The sequence below is a fragment of the Telluria sp. ZB4P36 genome (assembly GCF_059685865.1).
In genome coordinates this window covers 148564-163644 of the sequence record NZ_JCASIE010000011.1, presented here as the reverse complement: position 1 = coordinate 163644, position 15081 = coordinate 148564, and the positions used below count along the sequence as shown (strand labels likewise).

12 protein-coding genes are annotated in these 15081 nt (G+C 64.4%); 1 reads left to right on the top strand and 11 read right to left on the bottom strand.

Annotated elements, in window-relative coordinates:
• Positions 1–50: 50 nt before the first annotated feature.
• The 3 genes from AC56LK_RS15710 to AC56LK_RS15700 form a co-directional block, all read right to left on the bottom strand.
• Positions 51–1493, bottom strand: coding sequence for an aspartate aminotransferase family protein (locus tag AC56LK_RS15710; RefSeq protein ID WP_497185428.1), 1443 nt, complete (start codon positions 1491–1493; stop codon positions 51–53).
• A 46-nt stretch (positions 1494–1539) separates the two neighbouring features.
• Entirely contained in the window at positions 1540–2910 is a 1371-nt protein-coding gene (locus tag AC56LK_RS15705) for a glutamine synthetase family protein (RefSeq protein WP_497185427.1), read from the bottom strand.
• A 117-nt stretch (positions 2911–3027) separates the two neighbouring features.
• Entirely contained in the window at positions 3028–3789 is a 762-nt protein-coding gene (locus AC56LK_RS15700) for a gamma-glutamyl-gamma-aminobutyrate hydrolase family protein (protein ID WP_497185426.1), read from the bottom strand.
• A gap of 374 nt (positions 3790–4163) precedes the next feature.
• Here AC56LK_RS15700 and AC56LK_RS15695 point away from each other — a divergent pair, with 374 nt between their 5' ends.
• Positions 4164–6272, top strand: a complete 2109-nt coding sequence (locus tag AC56LK_RS15695) for a TonB-dependent receptor (protein WP_497185425.1) — start codon at positions 4164–4166, stop codon at positions 6270–6272.
• A 36-nt stretch (positions 6273–6308) separates the two neighbouring features.
• Here AC56LK_RS15695 and AC56LK_RS15690 read toward each other — a convergent pair whose 3' ends face one another.
• The 8 genes from AC56LK_RS15690 to recN form a co-directional block, all read right to left on the bottom strand.
• Positions 6309–6677 (bottom strand): nucleotide pyrophosphohydrolase, encoded by a 369-nt coding sequence (locus tag AC56LK_RS15690; RefSeq protein ID WP_497185424.1) that lies wholly within the window; start codon positions 6675–6677, stop codon positions 6309–6311.
• Positions 6655–7350 (bottom strand): carbonate dehydratase, encoded by a 696-nt coding sequence (can, locus tag AC56LK_RS15685; RefSeq protein ID WP_497185423.1) that lies wholly within the window; start codon positions 7348–7350, stop codon positions 6655–6657. The genes AC56LK_RS15690 and can overlap by 23 nt, the downstream gene beginning before the upstream one ends.
• Before the next feature lie 96 nt (positions 7351–7446).
• Positions 7447–8574 carry a molecular chaperone DnaJ gene (dnaJ, locus tag AC56LK_RS15680; RefSeq protein ID WP_436104041.1) on the bottom strand — a complete coding sequence of 376 codons (1128 nt, stop codon included), beginning with the start codon at positions 8572–8574 and terminating at the stop codon, positions 7447–7449.
• 131 nt (positions 8575–8705) lie between these two features.
• Positions 8706–10646 carry a molecular chaperone DnaK gene (dnaK, locus tag AC56LK_RS15675; protein ID WP_497185422.1) on the bottom strand — a complete coding sequence of 647 codons (1941 nt, stop codon included), beginning with the start codon at positions 10644–10646 and terminating at the stop codon, positions 8706–8708.
• 91 nt (positions 10647–10737) lie between these two features.
• Positions 10738–11328, bottom strand: coding sequence for a nucleotide exchange factor GrpE (grpE, locus tag AC56LK_RS15670; RefSeq protein WP_497185421.1), 591 nt, complete (start codon positions 11326–11328; stop codon positions 10738–10740).
• A gap of 374 nt (positions 11329–11702) precedes the next feature.
• A complete protein-coding gene (hemH, locus tag AC56LK_RS15665; RefSeq protein ID WP_497185420.1) occupies positions 11703–12806 on the bottom strand; it encodes a ferrochelatase in 1104 nt (367 codons plus the stop codon).
• A gap of 93 nt (positions 12807–12899) precedes the next feature.
• Entirely contained in the window at positions 12900–13328 is a 429-nt protein-coding gene (locus AC56LK_RS15660; protein WP_497185419.1) for an organic hydroperoxide resistance protein, read from the bottom strand.
• 88 nt (positions 13329–13416) lie between these two features.
• On the bottom strand, positions 13417–15081 hold the full coding sequence (recN, locus tag AC56LK_RS15655; protein ID WP_497185418.1) for a DNA repair protein RecN: 1665 nt from the start codon (positions 15079–15081) through the stop codon (positions 13417–13419).

The window sequence follows — 15081 nt, the reverse complement described above, 5'->3', positions numbered from 1 at the left end:
ATACTGTGCGATAGCGCCCTGTCCCGGTGCTGGCCGGGACAGGGGTGCCGCTACTCCATCCATCCCCGCTCCACCACCTCTTCCAGCGTCAAATCCAGGCAGTAGCCGATCCGTTCCACCATCTCGTCGATCTGCGCCTTGGTCATCGACAGCGGCGGCGCCACGATCATGCGGTCGCCGACCGCGCGCATGATCACCCCGTTGTCGAACATGTGCTTCCGGCACAGCATCCCCACCGCGTGAGCCGTAGGGAAGGCTTCGCAGTCATGCACCGTGGCGCCCTTGCGGCGCACCAGGTTCAGCCCCGCGGTCATGCCGCAGGTCTCGGCATGGCCCACCAGCGGATGCATCGCCAGCGAAGCGAAGCGCGACTTCAGGTGCGGTCCGGTTTCCAGCGCCACGCGCTCCACCAGCCCTTCGGCCTCGATGATGCGGATGTTTTCCAGCGCCGCCGCGCAGGCCGCCGGGTGGCCGGAATAGGTGAAGCCGTGGTTGAAGTCGCCGCCCTTCTCGATCAGCAGGTGCGCCACGCGCCCGCCCACCAGCACCCCGCCCAGCGGCACGTAGCCCGAGGTCACGCCCTTGGCAAAGGCGATCAGGTCGGGCTGGAAGCCCATCAGCTCGCAGCCGAACCAGGTGCCCAGGCGGCCGAAGCCGCAGATCACTTCGTCCGACACCAGCAGGATGCCGTACTTGTCGCAGATGCGCTGGATCTCGGGCCAGTAGGTCGCCGGCGGGATGATGACGCCGCCCGCACCCTGCACCGGCTCGCCGATGAAGGCAGCGACCTTGTCGGGCCCGACTTCCAGGATCTTCTCTTCCAGCCAGCCGGCCGCCGCCAGGCCGAATTCGGCCTCGCTCATGCCGCGCCCGCCCTCGGCGTAGTTGGGCTGGCCGATGTGGACGATGCCGGGAATCGGCAGCCCGCCCTGCGCATGCATGCCGGCCATGCCGCCCAGCGAGGCCCCGGCGAGGGTAGAGCCGTGGTAGGCGTTGCGGCGGCTGATGATGACGTCGCGATCGGGCTTGCCGGCCAGCTGCCAGTAGCGCCGCACCATGCGCACGATGGTGTCGTTCGCTTCCGAGCCGCTGCCGGTGAAGAACACGTGCTGGAAGGGCTGCGGTGCGATGCGCGCCAGCTGCGCCGCCAGCTTCACCGCAGGCACGTTGGTGGTGTTGAAGAAGCTGTTATAGAAAGGCAGCTGCAGCATCTGGGCATGCACCGCGTCGGCGATGCTGGCGCGGCCGTAGCCGGCGTTCACGCACCACAGGCCGGCCATGCCGTCGATGATCTTCTTGCCTTCCGAATCCCACAGGTAGACGTCGTCGGCCCGCACGATCACGCGCGCGCCGCGTTCCCTCAGCGCGGCGTGGTCGGTGAAGGGGTGCAGGAAGTGCGCGCTGTCGAGGCGCTGCAGCTCCCGGGTGTCATAGGTCTCGCATGCCTCGGGCGCAGTGATGCGCAGCGAGGCCACTGGCGTATTGGTGGTCATGATCGGCTCCCATTTTTTCTTGTGTGAACCGGGCTAGGCGCCCCCATCAGACGTGCAGCAGCAGGTGTTCCCGCTCCCACGGACTGATGACGCGCATGAACTCCTGGTGCTCGAGGTCCTTCACCGCGGAGTACACGTCGATGAAGCGCTCGCCCAGCACGTCGCGCAGGCGGTCTTCGCGGCGCAACAGGGTGATCGCTTCGGACAGGCCCTGCGGCAGCTCGACCGGCATGTCGTAGGCGCTGCCCTCGACCATGCCGCTCGGCTCGACCGCATCGAGCATGCCGAGGTAGCCGCAGGCCAGGGTCACGGCCAGCGCGAGGTAGGGATTGGCGTCGGCGCCGATCACGCGGTTCTCGACGCGCCGGTCTTGCGCGCCCGATACCGGCACGCGGAAGCCCACGGTGCGGTTGTCCATGCCCCACTGCAGGTTGATCGGCGCCGCCGAGTGGCGCACGATGCGGCGGTAGGAATTCACGTAGGGCGCGATGATGGCCATCGCCGAGGGCATGTAGCGCTGCAGGCCGCCGATGTAGTGGCGGAAGGACGGCGCCGCCGTGCCGTCGGGATTGCTGAAGATGTTGCGGCCGCTGTCCAGGTCGACCACGCTCTGGTGCACGTGCATCGCCGAGCCGGGTTCGTCGGCCATCGGCTTGGCCATGAAGGTGGCGTACATCTCGTGCTTGAGCGCGGCCTCGCGCAGGGTGCGCTTGAAGTAGAAGACCTTGTCGGCCAGTCCCAGCGGGTCGCCGTGCAGGAAGTTGATCTCCATCTGGCCGGCGCCGATCTCGTGGATGAGGGTGTCGACGTCGAGGTTCATCATCTCGCAGTAATCGTAGATGTCCTCGAACAGCGGGTCGAATTCGTTGACGGCGTCGATGCTGTAGACCTGGCGGCTGGTCTCGGCGCGGCCGCTGCGGCCGACCGGCGAGGTGAGCGGCAGGTTGGGATCGATGTTCTTGGCCGTGAGGTAGAACTCGAGCTCGGGCGCCACCACCGGCTTCCAGCCGCGCTCGGCGTAGAGCTTGAGCACGCGGCGCAGCACGCTGCGCGGCGCATAATCGACCAGCGTACCGTCGGAGAAATAGCAGTCGTGGATGACCTGGGCGGTCGGATCGACCGCCCAGGGCACCATGGTGATGGTGGTCGGGTCGGCCTTTAAAATCATGTCGCGGTCGGTGACCGCGATGGCGCGGTTGTACGATTCGTCGCGCTCGGGGGTATTGCCGGTGACGGTCATGCCCAGCACCACTTCGGGGATGCGCATGCCGCGGTCGTCGGTGAACTTGATGCGGGGGAGGATCTTTCCACGGGCGACACCGGTCAGGTCGGGGACCAGGCATTCGATTTCGGTGACCCGTTTGGCGTTGAGCCACTCCTCCATGTCGGTGTAAGAAAAATTGTCGCGGATTGCCATGATTGCCTCACTGTCTGTTTGGGATACGCGCGCTCATGCGCGCTGCTCGGTTCAGGCAGGGAAGCTAGGGAACGGCACTCGTCGCCCACAGGCAGGCCGTCCGGTTGGCGACTTCGCTCATGCGGAACTCCGTTGTTTCTGGGCTTGGTAATCGCGGCAGGCCTGGCCGAAGGCGCCGAACATCTTCATCGAATACGGGTTGTGCTGGATGCGCCACTCGGGGTGCCACTGCACCGCCAGCGTGAAGCCGGGCGCGATCGACACGGAAAAGGCTTCGACCAGCCCGTCCTCCGCTACTGCTTCGACCGTCAGGCCGGGCGCGAGTTCGTGGATGCCCTGCCCGTGCAGCGAGTTCACCGGGATCTCGGGCTGCCCCAGCATGCGCTCGAGGCAGCCGCCGGGGGTGAGCGTGACGTTGTGCGCGTCGCCGTACTGCTCGTCCATGCCGAGCTCGGGATTCTCGCGGTGGTCGAACTTGCCGGCCACGGCCTGCACCGCCTGGTGAAGGCTGCCGCCGAGGGCCACGTTCATCTCCTGGAAGCCGCGGCAGATCGCGATGATCGGGATGCCGCGCCTGACCGCTTCGCGGATCAGGGGCAGCGTGGTCTGGTCGCGCGCCGGATCCTGCGGCAGCGAGGGGTCGAGCACTTCCTCGGAATAGTAGCTGGGGTGGACGTTCGAGGCCGAGCCGGTCAGCATGATGCCGTCGCACAGGGCGAGCACCGTCTCCAGGTCCAGCGAGGCGCCCAGCGAAGGCAGGATCATGGGGGCGCAATCGGCGCCGAGGACGACGGCGTCGACATACTTGTGCTGGGCCGCGTGATATGGGTGTTCGCCGAAATCACGCGTGCATGCGGGGACGATGACGATGGGGCGCATGGTCTCTACCTTGTCGTGAAGCGCACGAAACCATGATACGAGCATTCTGGTCCGGACGCGAGTGGCCAATGATTCAGATCAACTGCGGCAGATCAATACGGCGCGGCTGCAGCATGCTTGTGCTGATCTGTCAGGGAACTAAGTTCCATAACAAAATCTTAACGGTAACTCGAGAACCATGCCAACACGGTAAGGCAAGGTGTCAATTGAAATAATATTTCTTTGATGTGCCATTTATGAAATTTTGTTTCAAGAATGATGAGTTCTCAGAAACGGCAATTTGTTCGACTGAGATCGCATATTTACAGAAAACTTGCTTTGCAGATAAAATGAGATTAGTTCTCATTATCATTCTCATTAAAAGCACACCACGCATGATTTCCATATCCTCTCCCACCGGTTTCCGTCTCACCTACATCGCCGCAGCAGTCCTTGCCCTTTCTGCCGGCCCGCGCGCCGCAGCCGACGAACTCGACAGCACAGCGCTTCCCAAAGTCGAGGTGAAAGCTGCGGCCACCTCCAGCTACGATGAAAAAACCAGCAGCAGCGCAACCAGGACCACTGCCCTCCTGCGGGACACGCCGCAGGCGATCACGGTCATCACGCGCAAGCTGATGGACGATCAGGCCATGCAAAGCATGGCCGATGCGATCCGCTACGTGCCCGGCATCGTGACGGCGCAAGGCGAAGGTAACCGCGATGCCGCTGTATTCCGGGGCAACGCCTCCACCGGTGACTTTTACATCGACGGCATTCGCGACGATGTCCAGTATTACCGCGACTTCTACAATATCGAACGGCTCGAAGCACTCAAGGGACCGAACGCCATGATCTTCGGCCGCGGCGGCGCGGGAGGGGTCATCAACCGGGTCACGAAGCAGGCGCAGTTGCAGACCGTCCGCGAAGCCGGTCTCAGTGTCGGCTCGCACCGCCACCGTCGCGCCAGCGCCGACCTGGGCGGTGCGCTGAATGAGCGCGTCGCCCTGCGCATCAATGCCATGGCCGAAGATTCGGAAAGCTTCCGCCGTGGCGTGTCGCTCGAGCGCAAAGGCATCAATCCGGCCATGTCGATCCAGGCTGGCCCGGCAACCCTGATCAGCGTCGACGTGGAGCACTTCCAGGATGAGCGGGTGGCCGACCGGGGTGTGCCGTCCTTTAACGGCAGGCCGTACGAGACCGATGTCTCGACTTTCTTCGGCAGCCAGGAACTGAGCCCGGCCGCGGTACGCGTGAATGCCTTCAACGGCCTGATTCACCACGTCTTCGGCAACGGCCTGGTCTTGCGCAACCGCACCCGCATTGCGGAGTACGACAAGTACTACCAGAACGTCTATGCGAACAGTGCGGTTTCCGCGACGACCGGCCGGCTCGCGCTGGGCGCTTACCGGGACGAGACCCGGCGCATCAATCGCTTCAACCAGACCGACCTGAGTGTCGCGCTGCAGGCCGGATCCATCAAGCACACGCTCGCGTTCGGGTTCGAGTTCGGCCAGCAGGATACCGACAACCAGCGCCGGACCGCCGCTTTCCCGGGTACCAGCGGGAGCGTTCCGGCAAGTAATCCGGTCTATAACGGACCGCTTGCCTTCACCACGTCCACAGTCAGCAACCGCAGCGTGGCCAAGGTCGCCTCGGTATACGTACAGGACCAGGTGGAGCTGTCCCCGCAATGGCAGGCAGTCCTGGGATTGCGTCAAGACCGCTTCAGTGTCGACGCCAATAATCGTCTGGCAACGAGCGGCGGCACCGTTGAAGTGAAAGATACGCCCGTTTCACCGCGCGCCGGGCTGATCTACAAACCTGTCGAGCCGGTATCGCTGTACGCCAGCTTCAGCCGGGCATACCAGCCACGTTCGGGTGACCAGCTCACCTCGCTGAATGTGAGCAACCGCGCCTTCGACCCGGAAGAATTCGACAACGTCGAGCTGGGAATGAAATGGGATGTGACCCCTTCGTTCAACGCGACGTTGGCCGTGTACCGGCTCGAACGCAGCAATGTCGTGGTGCCGGGCGCTGTCGCCGGCACCAGCATCCTGGTCGATGGGCAGACCTCGAAGGGCGTGGAACTGGGCCTTTCGGGCAACATCACCCGCGCCTGGAGTGTCATGGGCGGCTATGCATACCAAGACGCGTTCCTGACAGCGACCCAGTCGGCCACCGCGCGTGCCGGTGCGGCGCTGGCGATGGTGCCGCGCCATACCTTCTCCCTGTGGAACCGTTACGACTTCAGCCGTTCACTGGGAGCCGGCCTGGGCATCGTCTACCGCGACAGCATCTATACTTCCACCTCGAATGGGGTCAGCCTGCCTTCGTACACGCGTGTCGATGCTGCCCTGTTCTACCAGGTGACACCGGCTTACCGTCTCCAGGCGAACGTCGAGAACCTGTTTGACAAGAAATACTACGCCTCGGCGCACAACGACAACAACATCACGCCGGGTTCGCCGCGCGCGCTCAAGGTGTCGCTGAACGCCAGGTTCTGAAGGAAGACCGGAGCCGGTAGTCGATAGAGAATCCGCCTACTTGTTGTACTCGTAGTATTTACGCGCATCGCCGCGCACCAGCTCGGCCGGGTATTTCTCCCGGTTGAGCACCATCTTCTCCTGCACGGCGGCGAACAGGTCGACGTCGAGCTTGTCGGCCAGGCGCACCAGGTAGACCAGCACGTCGGCCATCTCGTGCCGCACCTGCACCAGCCTGTCCGGACCGAGTTCCTCGAACCGGCCATGCTGCAACCACTGGAAGTGTTCGAGCAGCTCCGCCGCCTCGACCGTCAAGGCCGAGGCGAGGTTTTTCGGCGTATGGAACTGGTCCCAGTCGCGCTCGTCCACGAACTGGCGGACGAGTTCGCGCAGGCGGGTCAGGTCACTGTCCGCGGCGTTCGTCACGCACCTGGTCCCCGTCGATGTAGCCGCTCAGCATGCGCTCGCGCTTGGGCGCGATCTCCTCGAAGCTGCTGACCGTGATGCCGAGGTCGCGCAGCAGGCCGTCGTGCACGCCGTAGACCCAGCTGTGGATGGTCAGCGGCTGGCCGCGTTCCCAGGCGTCGCGCACGATGGTCGTGTGCGCCACGTTGACCACCTGCTCGGCCACGTTCAGCTCGACCAGGCGGTTGACCGCCGCGCGGCCCGACACGTTGCCGAGGTACTGGCCGTGCTTCTCGCGCACGTCGCGCACATGGCCCAGCCAGTTGTCGGCGAGGCCGACGCGGGCGCCGGTCAGGGCCGCGCCCACGCCCGAGCAGCCGTAGTGGCCGCAGATGATGATGTGCTTCACCTTCAGCACGTCGATCGCGAACTGCAGCACGCTCAGGCAGTTCAGGTCCGAGTGCACCACCACGTTGGCGATGTTCCGGTGCACGAACAGTTCGCCCGGGGCCATGCCCAGCAGCTCGTTGGCCGGCACGCGGCTGTCCGAGCAGCCGATCCACAGGTATTCCGGGGCCTGCTGTTCCGACAGCGCCTTGAAGAAGGTCGGGTCTTCGGCCACCATCGAGGCGGCCCATTTGCGGTTGCGTGCGAAGAGGTCTTCGGCGGTCACGCCCGTCGTCTTGTTGTCCATGTTTCTCCCTATGATGCGATGCATGCTGAATAGCTAAGTATACCAACGAAAAAAAACCGCCGGGGACTTGCGTCGCCCGGCGGTTGATCTGGCTGCTTACTCGAAAAAGTCCTTGACCTTGTCCATCCAGCCCTTGCTCTGCGGGCTGTGCTTGGCGCCGCCTTCGTTGGTCGAGCGCTCGAACTCGCGCAGCAGGTCCTTCTGCTTCTCGGTCAGCTTGACCGGGGTCTCGACCACCACGTGGCAGAACAGGTCGCCGGTATAGCCCGAGCGCACGCCCTTGACGCCCTTGCCCTTGAGGCGGAAGGTCTTGCCGGTCTGGGTGCCTTCAGGCACCGTGAACGACACCTTGCCGGTCAGGGTCGGCACTTCGATCTCGCCGCCCAGCGCCGCCTTGGCGAAGGAGATCGGCATCTCGCAATGCAGGTCGTCGCCCTCGCGCTGGAACACCTGGTGCGGCTTGATGTGGATCTCCACGTACAGGTCGCCCGGCGGCCCCCCGTTGGTGCCCGGCTCGCCGTTGCCGGTCGAGCGGATGCGCATGCCGTTGTCGATACCGGCCGGAATCTTCACTTCCAGCGTCTTGTTGCGCTTGATGCGTCCGGCGCCGCCGCAGGCTGCGCAGGGTTCCGGGATGATCTTGCCGCTGCCGTGGCACTTCGGGCAGGTCTGCTGGATGCTGAAGAAGCCCTGCTGCATGCGCACCTGGCCGTGGCCCGAGCAGGTGGTGCAGGTGACCGGCTGGGTGCCCGGCTTGGCGCCGCTGCCGTGGCAGGTGTCGCACTTGTCCCAGCTCGGCACGCGGATGGTGGTCTCGTAGCCGTGCGCCGCCTGCTCCAGGGTGATCTCGAGGTTGTAGCGCAGGTCGGCGCCGCGGTAGACCTGGGGTCCGCCGCCGCGGCCGCCGCGGCCGCCGCCGAAGATGTCGCCGAAGATGTCGCCGAAGGCATCGCCAAAGCCGCCGGCGCCGCCGCCGAAGCCGCCGCCGCCCATGTTCGGATCGACGCCGGCATGACCGTAGCGGTCATAGGCCTCGCGCTTTTCCGGATTGGTCAGCATCTCGTAGGCTTCCTTGACCTCCTTGAACTTCTCTTCCGCTTCCTTGTTGTCGGGATTGCGGTCGGGGTGGTACTTCATCGCGAGCTTGCGATACGACTTCTTGATGTCGTCTTCCGACGCATTCTTCGCGACCCCGAGGATCTCGTAAAAATCACGCTTTGCCATTGGCGGCACCTTGCTTGTTGATCTGGTAAAACGGTGTATGCAAAAAAACCGAGCCGGGGAACCAATCGGTCGCAGCGGCTCGGCAGTTCCCGTGCTGCGGGGCGGGCTCTAACACCCCTCCCCGCCGAGGATTACTTCGCGTCTTTCACTTCCTTGAAGTCGGCGTCCACCACGTCGTCCTGCTGCGGAGCCGATTCGCCGCCCTGGCTGCCAGCCTGCTGGCCGCCGGCGGCGCCGGCCTGCTGCGCCTGCATGTCGGCGTACATCTTCTCGCCCAGCTTCTGCGATGCGCTCGACAGGGCCGCGGTCTTGGCGTCGATGTCCGCCTTGTCGCCGCTCTTGATCGCGCCTTCCAGGTCGGTAATAGCCGCTTCGATCTTTTCCTTCTCGCCGGCTTCCAGCTTGTCGCCGTACTCGGTCAGGGACTTCTTGGTCGAGTGGACCAGCGCGTCGCCCTGGTTGCGGGCTTCGGCCAGCTCCTTGACCTTCTTGTCCTCTTCCGCGTTCAGCTCGGCATCCTTCACCATCTTCTGGATTTCTTCTTCCGACAGGCCCGAGTTGGCCTTGATGGTGATCTTGTTTTCCTTGCCGGTGGCCTTGTCCTTGGCGCCCACGTGCAGGATGCCGTTGGCGTCGATGTCGAAGGTCACTTCGATCTGCGGGGTGCCGCGTGCCGCCGGCGGGATGCCTTCGAGGTTGAACTCGCCCAGGCCTTTATTACCGGCGGCGATCTCGCGCTCGCCCTGGTAGACCTTGATGGTCACGGCCGGCTGGTTGTCGTCGGCGGTCGAGAACACCTGCGAGAACTTGGTCGGGATCGTGGTGTTCTTGTGGATCATCTTGGTCATCACGCCGCCCAGGGTTTCGATACCCAGCGACAGCGGGGTCACGTCCAGCAGCAGCAGGTCCTTGCGCTCGCCCGACAGGACCGAACCCTGGATGGCGGCGCCGACAGCGACGGCCTCGTCCGGGTTGACGTCCTTGCGCGGATCCTTGCCGAAGAACTCCTTCACTTTTTCCTGCACCTTCGGCATACGGGTCATGCCGCCGACCAGGATGATGTCGTCGATGTCCGAGACCTTGACGCCGGCATCCTTGATCGCGATGCGGCACGGCTCGATGGTCTTCGAGATCAGCTCTTCCACCAGCGACTCCAGCTTGGCGCGGGTCATCTTCAGGTTCAGGTGGACCGGCGCGCCGTTCGCCATGGCGATGTAGGGCTCGTTGATCTCGGTCTGCTGCGAGGACGACAGTTCGATCTTTGCGCGCTCGGCCGAAGCCTTGATGCGCTGCAGGGCGATCGCGTCCTTCGACAGGTCGAGGCCGTTGATCTTGCGGAACTCGTCGATGATGTAGTCGATGATGCGCTGGTCGAAGTCTTCGCCGCCCAGGAAGGTGTCGCCGTTGGTCGACAGCACTTCGAACTGCTTCTCGCCGTCGACGTCGGCGATCTCGATGATCGACACGTCGAAGGTGCCGCCGCCGAGGTCGTACACGGCGATCTTGCGGTCACCCTTGTCGGTCTTGTCCAGGCCGAATGCCAGCGCGGCCGCGGTCGGCTCGTTGATGATGCGCTTGACGTCCAGGCCCGCGATGCGGCCGGCGTCCTTGGTCGCCTGGCGCTGCGAGTCGTTGAAGTAGGCCGGCACGGTGATGACCGCTTCGGTGACTTCTTCGCCGAGGTAGTCTTCGGCGGTCTTCTTCATCTTGCGCAGGACTTCAGCCGAGATCTGCGGCGGCGCCAGTTTCTTGTCGCGCACGCCGACCCATGCGTCGCCGTTGTCGGCTTGCAGGATCTGGTAAGGCATCAGCGAGATGTCTTTCTGGACTTCTTTTTCCTGGAACTTGCGGCCGATCAGGCGCTTCACCGCGAACAGGGTGTTCTTCGGGTTGGTCACGGCCTGGCGCTTCGCCGGGGCGCCGACGAGGATCTCGCCGTCTTCCTGGTAAGCGATGATCGACGGCGTGGTGCGCGCGCCTTCCGCGTTCTCGATGACCTTCGGCTGGCCATTTTCCATGATCGCGACGCAGGAGTTGGTGGTTCCCAGGTCGATACCGATGATCTTGCCCATAGTTGTTTTCCTTTTAAATGCTGTAGTTTCGGATGGATTCAATATTGGGAAATACTGCGTGCTTTCAAGGGCCGCAGCGTCCAGCTCCTGCTTACTTCGGCGCTGCCGCCGTCACGATGGCCGGACGCAACAGGCGGTCGGCGATCATGTAGCCCTTTTGCAGCACGGTGACCACGGTATTGGCCTCCTGCTCGGACGGCACCACGGCCACGGCCTGGTGCTTGTTCGGGTCGAGCTTCTCGCCCGCCGCCGGCATGACTTCGACCAGGCGGTTCTTTTCGAACGCGGCGGTCAGCTGCTTGAGCGTCATTTCGACGCCTTCGCGGATGGCTTCGACGGTCTGGGTCTCGACCTTCAGCGCCATTTCCAGGCTGTCGCGCACCGGCACCATGGCCTCGGCGAAGCTTTCGATGGCGAATTTATGGGCCTTGGTGACGTCTTCCTGGGCGCGGCGGCGGATGTTTTCCGCGTCGGCTTTCGCGCGCATGAAAGCATCGTGCATTTCGGCCAGCTTGGCTTCGGTAGCGCTCAGCTGGGCTTCCAGGTCCGACTCAGGGGCGGGCGGAACGCCTGCCTGGCCGGCGCTGGCTTGTGCAGCCTCGGTCGCGGCGGCTGCGGTGGTGTCCGCCTGCGCTGCGGCGTTGTCCTGCTTGGACAGCTCTTGGTTTTCTTGGTCTTGCATTGAAAAAACTCCTAGAATCAAGGACTTGGCTGAGTTGGTAACGTGTCCTGCCTGACACACAGGGCCCTACATGGGGCGATGTCCTACATTTTCAAGGGGCATTTCCAGGTCAGCCCGTGAAAAAGTAGAAATCATTTGTTACAAGATTTACGGTTTCCCTGAATCATTTCCCACCGAAAAGTCTTACTCTTTCTGTCAAGCTTGCGGCGGGGGCCGCATCTACCGGACAGACATCATGAGACTTCAACTGATCAGTGGCGCCGTCGTGCTGTACACCCTGGCGGTGCTGGCATGGCTGTGCTACGTCGGTATCGGCGCGGCGCCGTGGCATTGACGGGGAACCGCTTATTTTAACAGGTCGACAAGATCCAGCTTTAGGCGCCCAGCTGGGCCGCATGCTGGGCACCGACCTGTGCATCGCGGCGCCGGGCCGCGCGCTGGGCCGGCGTGAGGATGGTCGGCCAGCCGATCAGGTGCTGTTCGGCGACCTCGGCCAGGCCCGTAATCCAGGCCGGCGACTCGTTCAGGCAGGGGATGTAGTGGTATTCCTTGCCCCCGGCGGCCTCGAAGTCGTGCCGCACTTCCATGTTGATCTCTTCCAGGGTTTCCAGGCAGTCGCTGGTGAAGCCGGGGCAGATGACGTCGATGCGCTCGATGCCCTGGCGCGCCAGTTCCTGCACGGTCGGGGCGGTATAGGGCTGCAGCCACTCGGCCTTGCCGAAACGCGACTGGAAGGTGACGATGTATTCGTCGGCGCCCATGCCCAGGGCCACCGCCAGCAGGCGCGCGGTCTTCTGGCATTCGCAGAAATACGGGTCGCCCAGCATCAGGGTGCGCTTGGGGGTGCCGTGGAAGCTCATCACCAGCTTCTGGCCGCGGCCGTGGGCTTCCCAATAGGATTCGACCTGGACGCGCAGCGCCTCGATATAGCCTTCGTGGTCGTGGTAGTGGCGCACCAGGCGCAGCTCAGGGATGTTGCGCACCTTGGCATAGTGGGCATGGACGGCGTCCCAGACCGAGGCCGTGGTGGTGCCGGAATACTGGGGATAGGCCGGCAGGACCACGATGCGCTGGCAGTACTCGGCCTGCAGGCGGTCCAGCACGTCGGGCAGCGAAGGTGAACCGTAGCGCATCGCCATCACCACCTTCACGCCTTCATGGCCACGCTCGGCCAGGGTCTTTTCCAGCAGCGCCGCCTGCTTCTGGGTATGCACCTTCAGCGGCGAACCTTCCTTGGTCCAGATCGTGCGGTACTTGGCGGCCGACTTGCCGGAGCGGAAAGGCAGGATGAACAGGTTGAGGATGAACCACCAGATCCGGGCCGGGATCTCGACCACGCGCGGATCGGAAAGGAACTGCTTCAGGTAGCGCCGGACCGCCTTGCGGGTGGGCTCGTCCGGCGTGCCGAGGTTGACCAGCACGATGGCGCTGCCGGGCACGGTACCGTGGGGGAAAGGCGGTTCTTTTCTGAAAGGCATGAGCTCAAGTGGGTGAGGGGACGCCCGCCATTATAAGTGGCGCCCCCCTGGCTGACGTGTCTACAGCCAACAACAACGGTGCAATTGCAAACGTCAGGTGCTGGTATGCAAGCGTACGTCGATGTTGTTGCGGGTGGCGTTCGAATACGGGCAGACCACGTGGGCCTTGTCGACCAGGTCTTTCAGCTGGGCCTGGTCCATGCCGGGCGCCTTGATGCTCAGGTCGACCTCGATGCCGAAGCCGGTCGGGATCTGGCCGATGCCGACGTCGCCGGTGACGGTCAGGTCCTGCGGCAGCGACACCCCTTCCTTGCCGGCCACGAATTTCAGGGCGCCGAGGAAGCAGGCCGAATAGCCGGCCGCGAACAGCTGCTCGGGATTGGTCCCGGAACCGCCACCGCCGCCGAGCTCTTTCGGAGTGCTCAGCTTCAGGTCAAGTACGTTGTCGGAACTTTTCGAGCTACCTTCACGGCCGCCTTGCGAAGTGGCCTGGGCGCGGTACAGCACTTTTTCGATGCTCATTCGAACTTCCCTCCTGTGGTGGTGTTGGACGATCCGCGGGCGCGGAACGTTTATCACTTTGCCACAGAATGGTGAAAGGAGGATGACGCTAGGATGCCAGCAACTCCCGCGCATGCTTGCGCGTCGTCTCCGTAATCTCGATCCCGCCCAGCATGCGCGCCACTTCTTCCACCCGCGCGCGGGTATCGAGCACGTCGATGCGCGACACCGTGCGGCCCTCGCCCGTGGCGCCCTTGGCGACCTGGAAGTGCTGGTTGGCCTGGCTCGCCACCTGCGGCAAGTGGGTCACGCACAGTACCTGGCGCTGCTGGCCCAGGCGCTTGAGCAGGCGGCCCACCACCTCGGCCACGCCGCCGCCGATGCCGGTGTCGACCTCGTCGAAGATCAGGGTCGGCGTGGTGGTCGCGTGCGCGGTGATCACGGCGATCGCCAGCGAGATGCGCGCCAGTTCGCCGCCCGAGGCCACCTTGGCCAGCGGCCGCGGCGCCACGCCGGTGTGGCCGGCCACCAGGAATTCGACCTGTTCCAGCCCGTGCGCGCCCGGCTCGCCGGCATTCAGGGCGATGGCGAAGCTGCCGCCGCTCATGCTCAGTTCCTGCATCGCCGCCGTCACCTGCTTGCCCAGCTCCACGGCCGCCGCGGCGCGCCGCTTCGACAGGCGCTGGGCGATCGCCATGTAGGCCGCCTTCGCCTTCTCTTCCTGCTTGCGCAGGCCGTCCAGGTCGCTGGCGTCGGCCAGCTGGCGCAGCTTGGCGGCCAGCGCCGCGTGCTCCTCGTGCAGTTCTTCCGGCGTGACGTGGTACTTGCGCGCGGCGCTGTGCAGCGCCTCCATGCGGGCGTCCACTTCGCGCAGGCGGGCCGGGTCGAGTTCGACCTTGTCGATGTAGTTGTTCAGCGCGTACACCGCTTCCTGCAGCTGGATGCGCGCCGGCTCCATGCAATCCAGCACTTCCTGCAGCTGGGCGTCGACGCTGACCAGCTTGCCCAGCTTCGCGTTCAGCGAAGACAGCTGCGACAGGATCGGGTGGTCGGCCTCGGAGATGGCCTGCAGCGCTTCCTGCGCGCCGTCGAGCAGGCTGGCGGCGTGCGACAGGCGGCTGTGCTCGTTGCTGATCTCGGCCCACTCGCCGGCCTTCGGCGCCAGCTTGTCGAGCTCGCTCACCTGCCATTCCAGGCGTTCGCGTTCAAGCAGCACGTTGCGCGCGTCGTTCTCGAATTCCTCGCGCTGGCGCACCAGCGCGCGCCAGGCTCTATAGGCGGTGGCGGTGGCCAGCACGTCTTCCTGGGCCGCCGGGTCGCGCACCGCGATCTGGTTGTCGAGCAGGTCGCGCTGGGATTCAAGCTTGAGCAGCGACTGGTGCGCGTGCTGGCCGTGGATGTCGACCAGCATGTCGCCCAGCTCGCGCAGCTGCGCCGCGGTGGCGCTGATGCCGTTGATCCAGGCCTTGGAGCGGCCGGCGTTGTCGATCACGCGGCGCATCAGGGCCACGCCTTCGTCGATCGGGAATTCGCTCGACACCAGCCACGAGGCGGCCGTCGTCGTCAGCGCGAATTCGGCGGTGATGTCGGCCTTGGCCGCGCCTTCGCGCACCATGCTTGCGTCGCCGCGTCCGCCCAGCGCCAGTTGCAGCGCATCGATCAGGATCGACTTGCCGGCGCCGGTCTCGCCGGTGAACACCGTGAAGCCATGCGCGAACTCGAGTTCGATGGCGTCGACAATGACGAAATCACGGATGGTAAGTGTGCGCAGCAT

Excerpts from the sequence above, each read along its gene's own strand:
- can (WP_497185423.1), bottom strand. The coding sequence starts at position 7,350 with ATGGACAACAAGACGACGGGCGTGACCGCCGAAGACCTCTTCGCACGC.
- AC56LK_RS15695 (WP_497185425.1), top strand. The coding sequence starts at position 4,164 with ATGATTTCCATATCCTCTCCCACCGGTTTCCGTCTCACCTACATCGCC.
- recN (WP_497185418.1), bottom strand. The coding sequence starts at position 15,081 with ATGCTGCGCACACTTACCATCCGTGATTTCGTCATTGTCGACGCCATC.
- grpE (WP_497185421.1), bottom strand. The coding sequence starts at position 11,328 with ATGCAAGACCAAGAAAACCAAGAGCTGTCCAAGCAGGACAACGCCGCA.
- AC56LK_RS15660 (WP_497185419.1), bottom strand. The coding sequence starts at position 13,328 with ATGAGCATCGAAAAAGTGCTGTACCGCGCCCAGGCCACTTCGCAAGGC.
- hemH (WP_497185420.1), bottom strand. The coding sequence starts at position 12,806 with ATGCCTTTCAGAAAAGAACCGCCTTTCCCCCACGGTACCGTGCCCGGC.
- AC56LK_RS15705 (WP_497185427.1), bottom strand. The coding sequence starts at position 2,910 with ATGGCAATCCGCGACAATTTTTCTTACACCGACATGGAGGAGTGGCTC.
- dnaJ (WP_436104041.1), bottom strand. The coding sequence starts at position 8,574 with ATGGCAAAGCGTGATTTTTACGAGATCCTCGGGGTCGCGAAGAATGCG.
- dnaK (WP_497185422.1), bottom strand. The coding sequence starts at position 10,646 with ATGGGCAAGATCATCGGTATCGACCTGGGAACCACCAACTCCTGCGTC.
- AC56LK_RS15700 (WP_497185426.1), bottom strand. The coding sequence starts at position 3,789 with ATGCGCCCCATCGTCATCGTCCCCGCATGCACGCGTGATTTCGGCGAA.
- AC56LK_RS15710 (WP_497185428.1), bottom strand. The coding sequence starts at position 1,493 with ATGACCACCAATACGCCAGTGGCCTCGCTGCGCATCACTGCGCCCGAG.